This window comes from Azospirillum canadense, assembly GCF_025961225.1.
Taxonomy (GTDB): Bacteria; Pseudomonadota; Alphaproteobacteria; order Azospirillales; family Azospirillaceae; genus Azospirillum; species Azospirillum canadense.
This window is the reverse complement of sequence record NZ_JAOQNG010000010.1, coordinates 877,814-891,645: the sequence shown is the minus strand read 5'-3', so window position 1 is coordinate 891,645 and position 13,832 is coordinate 877,814. Positions and strand designations below refer to the sequence as shown.

General features: G+C 68.1%; 14 protein-coding genes. 10 read left to right on the top strand and 4 right to left on the bottom strand.

The features are described 5' to 3' along the window. Positions 1 to 154: 154 nt before the first annotated feature. From M2351_RS39820 to M2351_RS39800, 5 genes are all read left to right on the top strand, one after another. Positions 155 to 493, top strand: coding sequence for a hypothetical protein (locus M2351_RS39820; protein ID WP_264661494.1), 339 nt, complete (start codon positions 155 to 157; stop codon positions 491 to 493). 4 nt (positions 494 to 497) lie between these two features. Further along, positions 498 to 1,415, top strand: coding sequence for an NAD(P)/FAD-dependent oxidoreductase (locus M2351_RS39815; RefSeq protein ID WP_264661493.1), 918 nt, complete (start codon positions 498 to 500; stop codon positions 1,413 to 1,415). Positions 1,416 to 1,526: 111 nt separating this feature from the next. After that, entirely contained in the window at positions 1,527 to 2,459 is a 933-nt protein-coding gene (gene coxB, locus M2351_RS39810; RefSeq protein WP_264661492.1) for a cytochrome c oxidase subunit II, read from the top strand. Positions 2,460 to 2,528: 69 nt separating this feature from the next. Next, positions 2,529 to 4,157, top strand: coding sequence for a cytochrome c oxidase subunit I (gene ctaD / locus M2351_RS39805; RefSeq protein WP_264661491.1), 1,629 nt, complete (start codon positions 2,529 to 2,531; stop codon positions 4,155 to 4,157). A gap of 286 nt (positions 4,158 to 4,443) precedes the next feature. Then, positions 4,444 to 4,635 carry a hypothetical protein gene (locus tag M2351_RS39800; protein WP_264661490.1) on the top strand — a complete coding sequence of 64 codons (192 nt, stop codon included), beginning with the start codon at positions 4,444 to 4,446 and terminating at the stop codon, positions 4,633 to 4,635. A 1-nt stretch (position 4,636) separates the two neighbouring features. On the opposite strand, the gene M2351_RS39795 is transcribed toward M2351_RS39800, so the two are convergent. Beyond that, positions 4,637 to 4,969, bottom strand: a complete 333-nt coding sequence (locus M2351_RS39795) for a chaperone modulator CbpM (protein ID WP_264661489.1) — start codon at positions 4,967 to 4,969, stop codon at positions 4,637 to 4,639. A gap of 28 nt (positions 4,970 to 4,997) precedes the next feature. After that, a complete protein-coding gene (locus tag M2351_RS39790) occupies positions 4,998 to 5,924 on the bottom strand; it encodes a DnaJ C-terminal domain-containing protein (RefSeq protein ID WP_264661488.1) in 927 nt (308 codons plus the stop codon). Positions 5,925 to 6,135: 211 nt separating this feature from the next. Here M2351_RS39790 and M2351_RS39785 point away from each other — a divergent pair, with 211 nt between their 5' ends. The 3 genes from M2351_RS39785 to M2351_RS39775 all read left to right on the top strand — a co-directional run bounded on the left by M2351_RS39785 (position 6,136) and on the right by M2351_RS39775 (position 9,933). After that, positions 6,136 to 7,122 carry a zinc metalloprotease HtpX gene (locus M2351_RS39785; RefSeq protein ID WP_264661487.1) on the top strand — a complete coding sequence of 329 codons (987 nt, stop codon included), beginning with the start codon at positions 6,136 to 6,138 and terminating at the stop codon, positions 7,120 to 7,122. Positions 7,123 to 7,285: 163 nt separating this feature from the next. Next, the gene (locus tag M2351_RS39780; protein WP_264661486.1) at positions 7,286 to 9,256 is read left to right on the top strand and encodes a PP2C family protein-serine/threonine phosphatase; all 1,971 of its coding nucleotides are present in this window, start codon (positions 7,286 to 7,288) and stop codon (positions 9,254 to 9,256) included. 92 nt (positions 9,257 to 9,348) lie between these two features. Beyond that, positions 9,349 to 9,933 (top strand): cytochrome b, encoded by a 585-nt coding sequence (locus tag M2351_RS39775; RefSeq protein WP_264661485.1) that lies wholly within the window; start codon positions 9,349 to 9,351, stop codon positions 9,931 to 9,933. Between the two features lie 44 nt (positions 9,934 to 9,977). On the opposite strand, the gene M2351_RS39770 is transcribed toward M2351_RS39775, so the two are convergent. Together M2351_RS39770 and M2351_RS39765 are read right to left on the bottom strand one after the other, a co-directional pair. Continuing rightward, on the bottom strand, positions 9,978 to 10,316 hold the full coding sequence (locus M2351_RS39770; RefSeq protein ID WP_264661484.1) for a hypothetical protein: 339 nt from the start codon (positions 10,314 to 10,316) through the stop codon (positions 9,978 to 9,980). Between the two features lie 61 nt (positions 10,317 to 10,377). Beyond that, positions 10,378 to 11,511 carry a DNA topoisomerase IB gene (locus M2351_RS39765; RefSeq protein ID WP_264661483.1) on the bottom strand — a complete coding sequence of 378 codons (1,134 nt, stop codon included), beginning with the start codon at positions 11,509 to 11,511 and terminating at the stop codon, positions 10,378 to 10,380. Positions 11,512 to 11,656: 145 nt separating this feature from the next. Between M2351_RS39765 and M2351_RS39760 the strand changes: the two genes are divergently transcribed. Both M2351_RS39760 and M2351_RS39755 read left to right on the top strand, forming a co-directional pair. After that, entirely contained in the window at positions 11,657 to 11,989 is a 333-nt protein-coding gene (locus M2351_RS39760) for a hypothetical protein (RefSeq protein ID WP_264661482.1), read from the top strand. A gap of 64 nt (positions 11,990 to 12,053) precedes the next feature. After that, positions 12,054 to 13,688 carry an alpha-amylase family glycosyl hydrolase gene (locus tag M2351_RS39755; protein ID WP_264661481.1) on the top strand — a complete coding sequence of 545 codons (1,635 nt, stop codon included), beginning with the start codon at positions 12,054 to 12,056 and terminating at the stop codon, positions 13,686 to 13,688. Positions 13,689 to 13,832: the final 144 nt, after the last annotated feature.

Sequence of the window (13,832 nt, the reverse complement as noted above, 5' to 3'; positions counted from 1 at the left end):
TAGGTGATACAGTCTGGAGGTAATGTTCCACCGTCAAGACGTGCGCCGCGCGGCGAAAAGCCGCCCTTGCCGCCGTCCAGAGCCCGGCATGGAACCGGATGCCACCCGGCCTTGTTCCCCGTCCAGATGGAACCCCGCGTGGAATGTCCGACCGATGACGGCCGTCCCGGATCCGCGCCACGGCGCAACGCGACCAACTCCGACTCTGGGCCCAGCGCTGGACTCCGGCGCGCGGACTTCCGCGACGGTGCCGCGCCTGCTGGACATTCTGGGGATCGGGGCCGTTGCCGGCGGTGGGTTGGCGGGGGCTCTTCTGCTCGTCCATTCGCCGTTCGACGGGCCGTGGCGGCTGGTGCTGGCCGTGGCCGTGGTGTTCGCCGGGATTTACGCCGGTTTCCTGATGATCGGCTTCGCCGCCAACCTGCGCGAGTTGGAAGCCGTCCGCCGCTGCCTGGCCCTGGTTGCCCGTCGCCAACGACCGCGAGAACCCTGAATCCATGGACAATGAACGTCTCGACGTGCTGGTCGTCGGCGGCGGCCCGGCGGGCCTGACCGCGGCCATCTATCTGGCGCGCTATCGCCGCCGCTTCCTGGTGATCGACGCCGGCGCCAGCCGCGCCGCATGGATCCCGCTGTCGCACAACCACGCGGGCTTTCCCGACGGGGTGACCGGCAACGATCTGCTCGCCCGCATGCGCGCCCAGGCGGAGCGTTACGGATCGCACATCCTGTCCGGCACGGTGGAGGCGGTGGAGCGGACGGCGGACGGCTACCGCGCACTCACCGCGGACGGGCGGGAGTTCCGCGCGCGGACGGTGTTGGCCGCCACCGGGGTGATCGACCTAGAGCCGGAGCTTCCCAACCTCTATCAGGCGGTGCAGCGCGGGCTGATCCGCCATTGCCCGATCTGCGACGGGTTCGAGGTGATCGACCACCGCATCGGCGTGATCGGCTTCGGCACCGACGCGCTGGGCGAGGCGCTGTTCCTGCGGACCTATTCCCGCGACATCACCATGCTGACGCTCGGCCAGCCGATGAAGCTGGAGGAGGCGGAGGAGCGGCGCATGGCCGAGGCCGGAATCCGCGCCGTCGAGGACCCCGTCGTGGAGGTCCATTCGGAGGGTGGTCGCATCGCCGCGCTGACCACGGCGACGGGCGAGCGGCTGGCCTTTGACACGCTCTATTCCGCGCTCGGCACCATGCCGCGCACCGACCCGGTGAAGGCGCTGGGCGTGCGGATCTGCCCGGACGGGCGGCTGGTCACCGATGGGCACCAGCAGACGGGGATCGAGGGCCTGTACGCCGCGGGCGACATCGTGGAGGGGCTGAACCAGATCTCCGTCGCCATGGGTCAGGCGGCCATCGCCGCCACGGCGATCCACCGCCGCCTGTCCAAGGAGGACGGAGACATCTAACCCGCTCGTAGCCCCCTGTGAACTTTCCGCGCCGCCGACTGTTCTGGCCTGGATGGGGCGCGTCCGGTGCGGACCCCCCTTGCGGGCACCCTTGGGGTTGGGGGAGGAACGATGACGATCGGGAAAGCAACGATCGCGCGACTGTGGGCCGCCACGTTGGTCGCAATGATGTCGGTCGCGATGATGACCGCCGCGTCCGGCGCGTGGGCGCAGCAACCGTCCGGCCCGGCGACGCCGCCCGGCCAGACACCTCCGCAGACACCCTTGCCGGTGATCGGCGAGCCGCACCCCTGGCAGATCTGGCACCAGACCCCCGGTTCGCCAGTGATGGACATGATGGACTGGTTCCATCGCCTGCTGGTCTGGATCATGGTGGCGGTCTGCATCCTCGTGCTGGCGCTGCTGGCCGTCGTGGTGTTGCGCTTCAACGAAAAGAAGAACCCGGTCCCGTCGCGGACGTCGCACAACACGGTCATCGAGGTGATCTGGACCGTCGTTCCGGTCATCATCCTGGTGGTCATCGCCGTGCCGTCCTTCAAGCTGCTGTATTTCGGCGACCGCACCCAGGACGCGGAGATGACGCTGAAGATCACCGGGCGGCAGTGGTACTGGGATTACGAGTATCCGGACCAGGGCAACTTCACCTTTTCCTCCATCATGATCCCGGAATCCGACATCAAACCCGGCCAACGCCGGCTGCTGGAGGTCGATAACCGGGTCGTCCTGCCGGTCGACACCAACATCCGTCTGCTAGTGACGGCGGGCGACGTCATCCATTCCTTCGGGCTTCCCGCCTTCGGGCTGAAGGAGGACGGGGTGCCCGGCCGCCTGCACGAATCCTGGGTCCGGATCGAGCATGAAGGCGTCTATTACGGCCAGTGCTCCGAGATCTGCGGCACCAACCACGGCTACATGCCCATCGCGATCGAGGCCGTGTCGAAGGAGCGCTTCGCCCAGTGGGCGGAGCAAGCCAAGCAGAAGTTCGCCAAGTCCGGCGCGCCCAAGGCGCCGCCGGTGACCGAGTTGGCCGCCATACCGGAATGACCGCCGCACCGGCAAGCACAACACTAGTATCAAGCCCAGAACCAAGCCCAGAACCAAGCGAGGACCGCGATGGTTGATTCGCCTTTCGCCGGCGGGACCGGGACGCAACACGGCCACGCACATGACGACCACGCGCACCATGACCACAAGCCCGGCTTCGTGCAGCGCTGGCTGTTCTCGACCAACCACAAGGACATCGGGACGCTCTATCTGGTGTTCGCTGTGGTGGCCGGCATCGCCGGGCTCGCCTTTTCCGGCATCATCCGGGCGGAGCTGCAGCGGCCCGGGCTGGGCGTGGTCGGTGACGGGCAGATGTGGAACGTCGTGATCACGGCGCATGGCCTGATCATGGTGTTCTTCGTGGTCATGCCGGCGCTGATCGGCGGATTCGGCAACTGGTTCGTGCCGATCATGATTGGCGCCCCGGACATGGCCTTTCCCCGCCTGAACAACATCAGCTTCTGGCTGCTGGTCCCGGCGCTTCTGCTGCTGTTCAGCTCCGTCTTCGTGGGGCTGGGGGCGGGAACGGGGTGGACGATCTACCCACCCCTGTCATCGGGAACGGCACACCCGGGGCCATCGGTCGACATGGCCATCTTCTCGCTGCACCTTGCCGGCGCGTCGTCGATCCTGGGGGCGGTGAACTTCATCACCACCATCTTCAACATGCGCGCGCCGGGCATGACGCTGCACAAGATGCCGCTGTTCGTCTGGTCGATGCTGGTGACGGCCTTCCTGCTGCTGCTGGCCGTGCCGGTGCTGGGCGGCGCCATCACCATGCTGCTGGCTGACCGCAACTTCGGCAGCACTTTCTTCAACCCGGAGGGCGGCGGCGACCCCGTCTTGTTCCAGCACCTCTTTTGGTTCTTCGGCCATCCCGAGGTCTACATCATGATCCTGCCGGGATTCGGGATCATCAGCCAGGTGGTGTCCACCTTCTCCAAGAAGCCGGTGTTCGGCTACCTGGGCATGGCCTACGCGATGGTGGCGATCGGCGTGGTCGGCTTCGTGGTGTGGGCGCACCACATGTACACGGTCGGCCTGGACGTCGACACGCGCGCCTACTTCACCGCGGCGACGATGATCATCGCGGTGCCGACGGGCGTGAAGATCTTTTCCTGGATCGCCACCATGTGGGGCGGTTCCATCGAGTTCAAGACGCCGATGCTGTTCGCGCTCGGCCTCATCTTCCTGTTCACGGTCGGCGGCGTGTCGGGCGTGGTGCTGGCCAACGGCGGCTTGGACAAGGCGCTGCACGACACCTATTTCGTCGTCGCGCACTTCCACTACGTGCTGTCGCTGGGCGCCGTCTTCTCGATCTTCGCAGGCTGGTACTACTGGATCGGCAAGATGTCGGGGCGGCAATACCCGGAGTTCTGGGGCAAGGTCCATTTCTGGCTGACCTTCGTCGGCACCAACCTGACCTTCTTCCCGCAGCATTTCCTGGGGGTGGCCGGCATGCCGCGCCGCATCCCCGACTATCCCGACGCTTTCGCCGGCTGGAACATGATTTCCTCCGTCGGCTCCTACGTGTCCTTCGCCGGGCACATCGTGTTCATCGTGACGGCGATCTGGACTCTGCGCTACGGCGCGCGAGTCGGGGCGAACTATTGGGGACCGGGCGCCACGACGCTGGAATGGACGCTCAGCTCTCCGCCGCCGTACCACCAGTTCGAGGAGCTGCCGCAGGTCAAATAGCCGCACCCCTGCGCGCCGGGACTATGACCAAGGGCCGAGCCTCCGCTCGGCCCTTTGTTTTACACGTATTTTACGGAAGCGCATAAGAGGGACATAGGCCCGTATGTGCCGTTGGGCGGATGGTCGTTTACGTCCGGTTAAGAATCCCGGTCCTAGGAATGACTCATCCGCGGCGGTGGAATGTGGTCCGGGTGTGGCCCGGGGCACAGCGGGAACGGCGAGAAGACGGCATCCTGTCTTCATCGACGAACCCGCCCATCAACGCCACACCATTGGAACTTGCGTCATGGCCCAATCGGTATCCCGCGCCCTTAAAGCCATCAAGCGCCACAACGCCCAGCCGGAACAGATCGACCACGCCATCCTCTGCGCCATCAACGTGACGCTCTGCCTCCTCTCCGGCGGCAACGACCGGGTCGCCGAGGGCTTCAACCAGGACATCGCGCTGAGCGGCCGCGCCTTCGGGGTGCGCTGCTGACCTACTCCTCCTCCAGTTTCCGCAACTCCTCGCGCAGCACATCGCGCGCTTCGGGCGGAAGCTGGCCGATCGCCCCGGCCAGGACGCGCAGACGCCGCCGCAGGGCATAGACCGAATCCAGCAAAGACAGAACGACCGGCATCGCCTCGTCGTCGAGCGCCAGATCCTCCCGCAGGTCGCAGATCATCTCGACCCGCGCGACGTCCGCCTCGCTGAACAGAAGGGCGCCGCCTTCGTGCTGCGGACGAACCCAGTGCCGCTCCACCCACAGCGTCAGGTCGCGGGCGTTGACCCGCCGACAGACCATCAGAACCTCTTCCGTCCTCTGTGCCATCCTGCGGCCTCCACTCAAGCGGCCCGTTCTAGGCGGATTCCATGGCGCGGCGCGGGTTGTAGTCCGCCGACCAGCCCCGCACGAACTCTTCCAACGCCGGATCGGTCTCGTCGGGCAGCGCGATGCGCACCGTCACATACTGGTCGCCGCGGGCGTTCTTTTGCGGATCGGGAATGCCCTTGCCCTTCAACCGCAGCCGCGTCCCGTTGTTGGCCCCCTTCGGCACGGTCAGCATCACCGCGCCGTCGATGGTGGGAACGCGCACCTTGCCGCCCAGCACCGCCTCCGCCAGCGTCACCGGCAGGTCGAGGTGGACGTCGTCGCCCTCACGCCGGAACCAGGGGTGCGGGGCGACGGTGATGGTGATCAGCGCGTCGCCCGGCGGCCCGCCGTTCACGCCGGGCAAGCCCTTGCCCTTCAGGCGGATGGTCGCGTGGTCCTCCAGCCCGGCGGGCAGGTCGATGTCCAGAGTCTTGCCGTCGGGCATGGTGACGCGCTGCTTGCCGCCTTTGGCCGCGTCGACGAAATCGACGGTCAGCGCGAGGCTGAGATTGCCGCCCTTCATCGGCATCGACCCGCCGCCGGCGCCATGCCCGCGCGCAAAGCCCCGTCCGCCGAAGAGGTCGGAGAAGATGTTCTCCAAGTCGTCTGAGGCGAAGCCTTCCGCGTGGCTGTAGCGCGCACCGCCGGGGCCTTCCGCGAAATCGCGGTAGTATTGGCGCTGCGGCCGTTCCTGCCCGGAGGAGTCGATCTCGCCGCGGTCGAAGCGCGCGCGCTTCTCCGCATCCGACAGGAGGGAATAGGCGGCGCTGATGTCCTTAAAGCGCTGCTCCGCCTCTTCCTTCCCGGGATTCAGGTCGGGGTGGTATTTCTTGGCGAGCTTGCGGTACGCCTTCCGGATGTCGTCATCGGAAGCGGTGGATGATACGCCGAGGATCTCGTAGGGATTGCTCATGGCGGCGACCATTGGCCATCGACAGGGATTTTTGAGCACGTCTGGCGTGTATGTGTTCAACGCCGGCGGCCAAATCAAGAGGGTCGACGCTACAGGCCGTGCAAGTCCCCTGTGCTTGCGGCGGGGATGACGGCCGGGCTAACCGCCACAACATGTTCTTCCGTGCCTTTTCGTCGAAGAGGTCCAGTTCACGAAATCCGGAAGGCGGTTCATGGCTTTTGCGTCCACCGACGGGGCGGTCGCCGGGCTGCGGCGGCGCCACAAGATCGGCAACCTCGTGCAATCCCTGCTGCTGCTCGGCGGGATGGTGCTGATGCTGGGGATGTGCGGCTGGATCCTCGCCGGGTCGGACGGGGTGATGTGGGCACTGGCCGGCGGCGGCATTAGCCTTCTGCTCAGCCCACGCCTGTCGCCGCGCGTGATCCTGGGCATGTTCGGCGCCCGCCGGCTGTCCTACGCCGACGCGCCGCGCCTGTTCGAGACGGTGGGCGTCATCGCGCGCCGTGCGGGCCTGCCGGCCCCGCCGGAGCTGTGGTACATCGCCAGCCCCACCCTGAACGCCTTCGCCGTCGGGCGCCGCCGGCAGTCGGCCATCGCCGTGACGGACGGGCTGCTCCGCACCCTGGACTTGCGCGAACTGGCCGGCGTGCTGGCGCACGAGATCAGCCACATCCGCAACAACGACCTTGCCGTCATGGGCCTCGCCGACACGGTGACCAACCTGACGCGGCTGATGTCGCTGTTCGGGATCGCGCTGCTGATTATCAACCTTCCGCTGCTGGTGATGCAGCCGGAGGCGACGCCCTGGCTGCTCATCCTGCTGCTGATCGCCGCACCCTGGGGCGGGGCGCTGATGCAGCTCGCCCTGGCGCGGACACGGGAGTTCGACGCCGACCTCGACGCCGCCCACCTGACCGGCGACCCGGAAGGGATTGCCACAGCGCTGGCCCGCATCGACGGGCTGCAGCGTGGCCCGTGGGAGGTGCCCTTTTTTCCCGGCCGGCGCACCCCGGCCATCCCGTCCCTGCTGCGCACCCATCCCCACACGAAGGAACGCGTCCGCCGCCTGATGGAACTGGGTGCCGGCCGGCGGCCCCCGGCGTGCGCCTTTCCGGGGCTCGACCGCACGCCGGTTCCCCTCGGCCTGCCGCGGGCGGTGCGACGGCCGCGGTACCGGCTGGGCGGCTACTGGTACTGAACGGTTACAGCCTGCGACCCCGCCTCTCCTGGACTCCCGCCCGTTGCCCCGGTAGAACCGGGGGGAGCGGACCGGTGATTTGTCTCGAATCCCTTGCCTTTTCCGGGCGGCGGAGCGAGGCCGGCCCGCATCCTGCGGTTGGCTGAAGAGGCGGGTCTCCTCCATGACCTTTCAAGGGCGTTTGATCCTTCTGATCACCGGGCTGGTCACTCTGGCGGTGCTGTCGATCACGGCGATGCTGGCCTGGACGACGCACGCTTCCATGCTCGCCCGGATCGAGACGGACAGCCGCCTCGCCGCGGCGCTGCTCGCCCGGTCGGCGGTCCAGGCGCGCGAGATTCCGCGCGACGTGGAGGCCCTGCTGGGCGAACGCCTGCTGTCGGAGGCGACGCTGTCCGCGCACATCGTCGCCCTGATGGAAGGGGCGAAGGCCGCGCCGAAGCCGATCAGCGACCGCTTCAAGGCGATTGCCGAGGCCGGCGGCCCCGATGAGGTGTGGGTGACCGACAACCGCGGCCGCGCCTACATCCACAACCTGCCGGGCCCGGACATCACCTTCGGGTCCGACGCCAAGGCGCAACCGCAGCACGCGCCCTTCTACGGCTTGCTGAACCGCGCGCCGGAGAGGGTCGTGACCGACGCCGCGACCGAGGGTGGAAAGCTGATGAAGTTCGCCGGCGTGGCGGGCGTGGACAAGCCGCGCATCGTGCAGGTCGGCGCTGATGTCCGGCGGCTGGGCGACATCGCCCGCAAGGCGGGCGTCGACGGGCTGATGGAGGCCTTTGTCGCCACCAAGGCCGTTGATGGCGTCTGGCTGCTCGACAATGCGGGACGTCAGCTGGTGCGCGCCGCCGCGCCCGGCGAGGGCGGGCCGCTGTCCGACGCCGCCATTGAGGCCGCGAAGGCCGCGGCGGGCGCGGGCGAGGTCCGCACGCTGCGCCAGGGCGCTTTCCTGACCGCCTTCGCCCCGGTGAAGGCCACGGGCGGGCAGGGCGCCGGCATCGCCGTGGTGCGCGTGCCGGCCGCCGACGCGTCGGCCGTCGTCGCGCGGGAGGCCAAGGTCGGCGTGCTGATCGGGGTCGTGGTGCTCGGGCTCGGCATCGCCGCCGCGGTCCGCTTCGCGCGCCGCCAGATGGCCCCGATCGAGCGGTTGGGCGAAGCCGTGGCCGCTGTGGAGGCCGGGCGCTTCAACCCCTTCACCCTGAACGACGCGATGGAGCGCAACGACGAGATGGGCCGGCTGGCCCGCGTCTTCCGCACCATGGCGCTGGAGGCGAGCGCCCGCGAGGAGACGCTGGACGCCCAGCTGGTCATGAAGTCGGCCGAGTTGGAGACCAAGTCCGAGAAGCTCGCCGCCGCCGAATGCCTGATCGAGGAGGAGCAGCGCGCCGCCCGCGACGTGCAGGCGAGCCTGCTGCCGCGCCAGCTCCCCACCGGGCGCGACAGCCAGTTCTACGGCCTGCTGGTTCCCGGCGCCACCGTCAGCGGCGATTTCTACGACGTGATCGAGTTGGACGAGACCCGCACCCTGATGGTGGTCGCCGGCGTGTCCGGCGGCGGGGTTCCGGCGGCCTTCCTGATGCTGCTGGTCCGCGGCGCCATCCGCGAGCTGGTGCGTGCCGATTCCACCCCGTCCGCGATCCTGGCGGGCGCCAACGACCTGCTGTGCGGGCAGAGCCCCTTCGACGGCTTCGCCACCGCTTTCGTGGCGCTTTACGACCGCAGCACCGGCATGCTGCGCCATTCCAGCGCCGGCAACCGCGCGCCCTGCCGGGTGCTGGCCGACGGCACGGTGCTGGCGCTGGCCGACGCCGGCGGCCCGGCGCTGGGCGTCCGGAAGGGCGTGCCATACGGGGAGGCGATCATCCGGCTCGACCAGGAGGACACGCTGTTCCTCTGCACCGACGGTCTGGTGAAGGCGCCCAACGCGGAACGCGAGCCCTTCGGGGAGGAGCGGCTGGCCGCCGCCCTGGCGCACGGCCATGGCCGTTCGGCGCGCGACCGGATCGAAACCGTGCTGCACGCGCTGGGCGCTCACGTGGGTGCCCACGGCCTAGCCGGCGACGTCGTCTGCCTGACCGTCCGCCGCCTGCTGCCCGCGACGGAGGTGGTGGTGGAGGCGACACCGGCCTGATTTGTCCGGGTCGGCGCGCCCGTTCAGACAAGGTTCAGCTACGGGCGTCCAGGATGGTCGGAACGAACGCTTCTGCTAAACGGAGGACGACCATGTCCAACCCCGCCGCATCCGGTTCCGGAAGGGATCGCTACGACCTGCCGATGCAAGCCCTGCACTGGGCGATCGCGCTGCTGATCATCACCGCCTTCGTCCTGATCCAGGTCGTGGACGGCATGCCCCGCGGAGCGGAGCGCACCGCGCTCATGGGCGTGCACAAATCGGTGGGCGCCACCGTGATTCTGCTCGTGGTCCTGCGGCTCGTCTGGCGCCGGATCAGCCCGCCGCCGGCCCTGCCCACGGGCACGTCGCCGCTGATGGCGCTGGCCGCCAAGGGCGGACACGTCGCGCTCTATGTCCTGATGATCGCCGTGCCGGTCGTCGGGGTCCTGATGTCGCAGGCCAAGGGCCGCCCGGTCGAGGTCTGGGGCCTGTTCACCCTGCCGGCCCTGCTGGGCGAGAACAAGGACCTCGGCCACCAGTTGGAAGAGGCGCACGAGGTTCTCGGCAACCTGATCATGATCGTCGCCGGCCTGCACGCCGCCGCCGCCATGTTCCACCAGTATGTGCTGAAGGACGGCGTGCTGGCGCGGATGCTGCCGTGGGGTGATGCAGGGCGGGCGCGCGAGGTGCGGTGACGGGGAGGGTGGTCGCCAGAACCCACGCGACCACCCCAACCACCTCAATGCCGTGCGGCCTTGTGGTCGCCGTGTTCGCGTTTCTCGGCGGTGTCGCGGCCGATCAGCTTGTTGAAGTTGGAGCCCTCCTCATAGAGCAGCGCCAGCTTCGAATCCTCGAATTGCTTGAAGAACTCGTCCCACTGGATCTCTTCCAGTTCGTCGTGGTCGGACTGGCGGGCCTTCGGGAACATCAGGCGCAGCAGGCCGACGCCGGTCTTGCGGCTCTTTGTGCCCCGGCTTTTGGCGTCTTCATGGTGGGTGCTGCGCACGACGGCGGGCTTGCCCCCGTGGCTTTCGGCCCAATGGCGGATCTCGTCGTGGTCGGTCGTCGTCTTTGCCATGGCGGTTCTCCCGGTTCTTTTCCCATAAGCGGGGATTTCTCTTTCACGAGAACAGCCGGGTTCACGCGGCGTTGCGCTGCCCATTGCGCCGCCTTGCACCCTCGCTGGCGCGGGCGCGGGTTTCCCGTTCCAGCCGTTCGCGCAGGAAAGCCAGCACCGCCGCTTCCTCCGCGTCGAGCCCGGACAGCTCCTCGCGAAGCTCCGTCTCCACCTCGCGCTTCAGCGATTGCAGCAGGTCGCCTTCCAGATAGGCGTCCAGCACCTCCGGGTGCACGTAGCTCTTGCGGCAGACGCTGGCCGTGTTGCCGAGGCGGGACGCCACTTGCTCGATGGCGCGGGTGACGTTGCGCTTCGCTTTGGTCTTGTTGTCGAAGCTTTCGAACTCTTTCAGCGCCATGGCGGCGAGCACGGTGCCGGCCCAGGTGCGGAAGTCCTTGGCGGTGAAATCCTGGCCGGTGATGGAGCGCAGATAGTCGTTCACGTCGCTCGACGTGATGGCGTGACGCTGCTTGTCGGCGTCCACATACTGGAACAGCTCCTCTCCGGGGACGTCCTGGCAGGCGCGGACGACGCGGGCGAGCCGGCGGTCCTTCAGCGAGACGTTCCACTCCTTTCCCGACTTTCCCTTGAAGGAGAAGCGGATCTCCGAGCCATCGATGTCCGCGTGGTCGTCGCGGAGCGTGGTCAGGCCGTAGCTCTGGTTCTCGCGGGCGTAGGTCTCGTTGCCGACGCGGATCAGCGTGGTTTCCAGCAGGCGGACGACGGTCGCCAGCACCTTTTCCCGCGGCAGCCCGCGCCGGGACAGATCCTCGTCCACATGCTGGCGGATGGTGGGCAGGGCGCGGCAGAACTCCAACATGCGGCCGAACTTCGTGCCCTCACGCACTTCGGTCCAACGGGGATGGTAGCGGTACTGCTTGCGGCCCTTGTCATCGCGCCCGGTGGCCTGGAGGTGACCCTCCGGTTCCGTGCAGATCCAGACGTCGCGATAGGCCGGGGGGATGGCCAGCTTGCGGATGCGCGCCAGCGTGTCCTCCTCCGTCACCGTCTGCCCGTCCGGCCACTTGTAGGTAAAGCCCTTGCCGGCCCGGCGCCGGCGGATGCCCGGCTCCTCGTCGGAGACGTAGATCAGGCCGGCGCAGGCCGCGGCCTCTTTCGAATCGGCTTGCAGGTCGTTGGGGAGGGAGCCATCCATGGCGGAACCTTTTGGCGGAATTCTTCCTTTCAACGGGGGCGGAGCTTTTTGGTTGCGCGGCGTGGCTGGGCGTCCCGCGGCGAAAGGTATCTTCGCACATGCAAAAGCCTTATCCTGCCCGCCGGCCCCCTTTGGGAGAGTGACGATGGAAGAGACCAAGCTGACCGCCGCCCTGCCCAACATGGACATCCAGATCCTTCACCGCGAGGACCCGGAGCGCGGGGCCGAAATCATCGCGTTGCAGATCACGGCGACCCCGTCCTTCGACGCGGCACTCGGTCTGTTCGGGCCGGCGCTGCTGGGCCAGATGATGCGGAATCCCGGTGTGAATCCGATGATGGCGAACCCGATGATGGCGCTGTGGGCGGCACCGATGCAGGCCTGGACGCAGGCTTGGACCGGAATGGTGCGGCAAGCTTGGGCGCCGTGGCTTCGCCTGCCATATGGCGACCAGAAAAGGCCCGGTGACCAAAAATAGCCGGGTAACCAATCGTTAGGGGGAGGGGCCGACCCTTCGCACAGGTTTCGTGCGGAGTGCGTCGATGTCCCAGGGTTCGTCTTGGCTGCGCGGTGCGGCCCTTTACCAGATCTATCCCCTTAGCTTCCTCGACGGAAACGGCGACGGCTGGGGCGACCTCGACGGTGTGCTGGACGGCATCAACCATGTTGCGTCGCTGGGTGTGGACGGGGTGTGGATCAGCCCTTTCTACCCGTCGCCGCTGAAGGATTTCGGCTACGACATCACCGACCACCGCGCCGTCGACCCGCGCATGGGTCGGCTGGCGACCTTCGACCACATCGTGCACAAGGCGCATCTGCGGGGGCTGAAGGTCATCGTCGACCTGGTCTGCGGCCACACGTCGGACGCGCATCCCTGGTTCGATGCCAGCCGCCGGGCCCGCGACGGGGAGTTCGCGGACTGGTACGTCTGGGCCGATCCGCGGCCGGACGGCACGCCGCCCAACAACTGGCTGTCGGTGTTCGGCGGCGCGGCCTGGACCTGGGAACCGCGGCGGCGCCAGTATTACCTGCACCATTTCCTGTCCAGCCAGCCGTCGCTGAACCTGCACAACGAGGCCGTGCTGCAGGCGCTGTGCGACACCGCGGCCTTCTGGCTGGAACGCGGCGTGGACGGCTTCCGCATCGACGCGGTGGACTTCTTCGCGCATGACCCGCAGCTGCGCTCCAACCCCTCGGTCGTGTGGAATGCGCCGGAGCCGCCGCTGAAGCCCTTTGCGCTGCAACGGCACCTCTACGACATGATGCACCCCTCGGTGCGCGATGTGGTGGCGCGGCTGCGCGCGGTGGTGGACCGCTACCCGGGGCGGGTCTTGCTGGGCGAGCTGTCGAGCCAGCCCGGCGCCGGCCAGCGCATCGCCTCCTACTGTGGGCCGCAGGGGCTGCACGCCGCCTACACCCTGGCGTTGGCCAAGCAGCCCTTCACCGCTAAGGGTTTCGCCAGCGCGCTGGCGGGCTCACCAAGGCCGGAAGCGATTTGCTGGAGCTTTTCCAACCACGACGTGGAACGGGCGGCGAGCCGCTGGCTGCCGGTCGGCGCCGAACCGGACCGCTTCAACGCGCTGCTGGCGTCGCTGTTCGCGGCGCTGCCCGGCACCGTGTGCCTGTACCAGGGCGAGGAGTTGGCGCTGCCCAACGCGGCGCTGGAGCACCACCAGCTCCGCGATCCCTTCGGCATTACCTACTGGCCGGAGTTCCAGGGGCGCGACGGCAGCCGGACGCCGATTCCCTGGCGGGCCGACGCGCCGAACGCCGGCTTCTCCACCGCGCGGGAGCCGTGGCTGCCGGTGGCCGAGGCCCACAGGGCGCTCGCCGTCGACGCGCAGGAACGCCGCCCGGGAAGCCCGCTGGACATCTGGCGGCAGGCCTTCCGCGTGCGGCGCAACCACGCGGCCCTGACCGCGGGTGGCGTGGAGGCCGTGGAGGACAAGGGCTCCGTCCTGGCCTTCGAGCGTGTGGCGGACGGGGAGAGCCTGCTGGCGGTCTTCAACTTCGCCAACGAGCCGGCCGAATACTCACTGAAGCGCAAGCCGCAACTTGTCGCACTCGACCTGCCGCGCCCGCCCGGCGCGCCGGTGCCGGAGATCACCGCCGACGGCCGGACGCTGGTGTTGCCGCCGCTGTCGGCTTTCCTTGGGCTTCGCACCGGCGCTGGTTGAACCAAGGTAGACCAGACATGCGGATTTATGCGGTGAAACGGTTCTAAAACACTGCTTTGTTACGCCGGTCAAAAATCCCCCGCAACAAGTGGTCCCGGAGACGTCCGGTCAAGCCCCTTGGAACCGTCGGGGAGGCAACGCCCA

Coding starts and splice junctions, on each gene's coding strand:
- M2351_RS39755 (WP_264661481.1), top strand. CDS start 12,054: ATGTCCCAGGGTTCGTCTTGGCTGCGCGGTGCGGCCCTTTACCAGATC.
- M2351_RS39790 (WP_264661488.1), bottom strand. CDS start 5,924: ATGAGCAATCCCTACGAGATCCTCGGCGTATCATCCACCGCTTCCGAT.
- M2351_RS39785 (WP_264661487.1), top strand. CDS start 6,136: ATGGCTTTTGCGTCCACCGACGGGGCGGTCGCCGGGCTGCGGCGGCGC.
- M2351_RS39765 (WP_264661483.1), bottom strand. CDS start 11,511: ATGGATGGCTCCCTCCCCAACGACCTGCAAGCCGATTCGAAAGAGGCC.
- coxB (WP_264661492.1), top strand. CDS start 1,527: ATGACGATCGGGAAAGCAACGATCGCGCGACTGTGGGCCGCCACGTTG.
- M2351_RS39820 (WP_264661494.1), top strand. CDS start 155: ATGACGGCCGTCCCGGATCCGCGCCACGGCGCAACGCGACCAACTCCG.
- ctaD (WP_264661491.1), top strand. CDS start 2,529: ATGGTTGATTCGCCTTTCGCCGGCGGGACCGGGACGCAACACGGCCAC.
- M2351_RS39775 (WP_264661485.1), top strand. CDS start 9,349: ATGTCCAACCCCGCCGCATCCGGTTCCGGAAGGGATCGCTACGACCTG.
- M2351_RS39795 (WP_264661489.1), bottom strand. CDS start 4,969: ATGGCACAGAGGACGGAAGAGGTTCTGATGGTCTGTCGGCGGGTCAAC.
- M2351_RS39760 (WP_264661482.1), top strand. CDS start 11,657: ATGGAAGAGACCAAGCTGACCGCCGCCCTGCCCAACATGGACATCCAG.
- M2351_RS39800 (WP_264661490.1), top strand. CDS start 4,444: ATGGCCCAATCGGTATCCCGCGCCCTTAAAGCCATCAAGCGCCACAAC.
- M2351_RS39770 (WP_264661484.1), bottom strand. CDS start 10,316: ATGGCAAAGACGACGACCGACCACGACGAGATCCGCCATTGGGCCGAA.
- M2351_RS39815 (WP_264661493.1), top strand. CDS start 498: ATGGACAATGAACGTCTCGACGTGCTGGTCGTCGGCGGCGGCCCGGCG.
- M2351_RS39780 (WP_264661486.1), top strand. CDS start 7,286: ATGACCTTTCAAGGGCGTTTGATCCTTCTGATCACCGGGCTGGTCACT.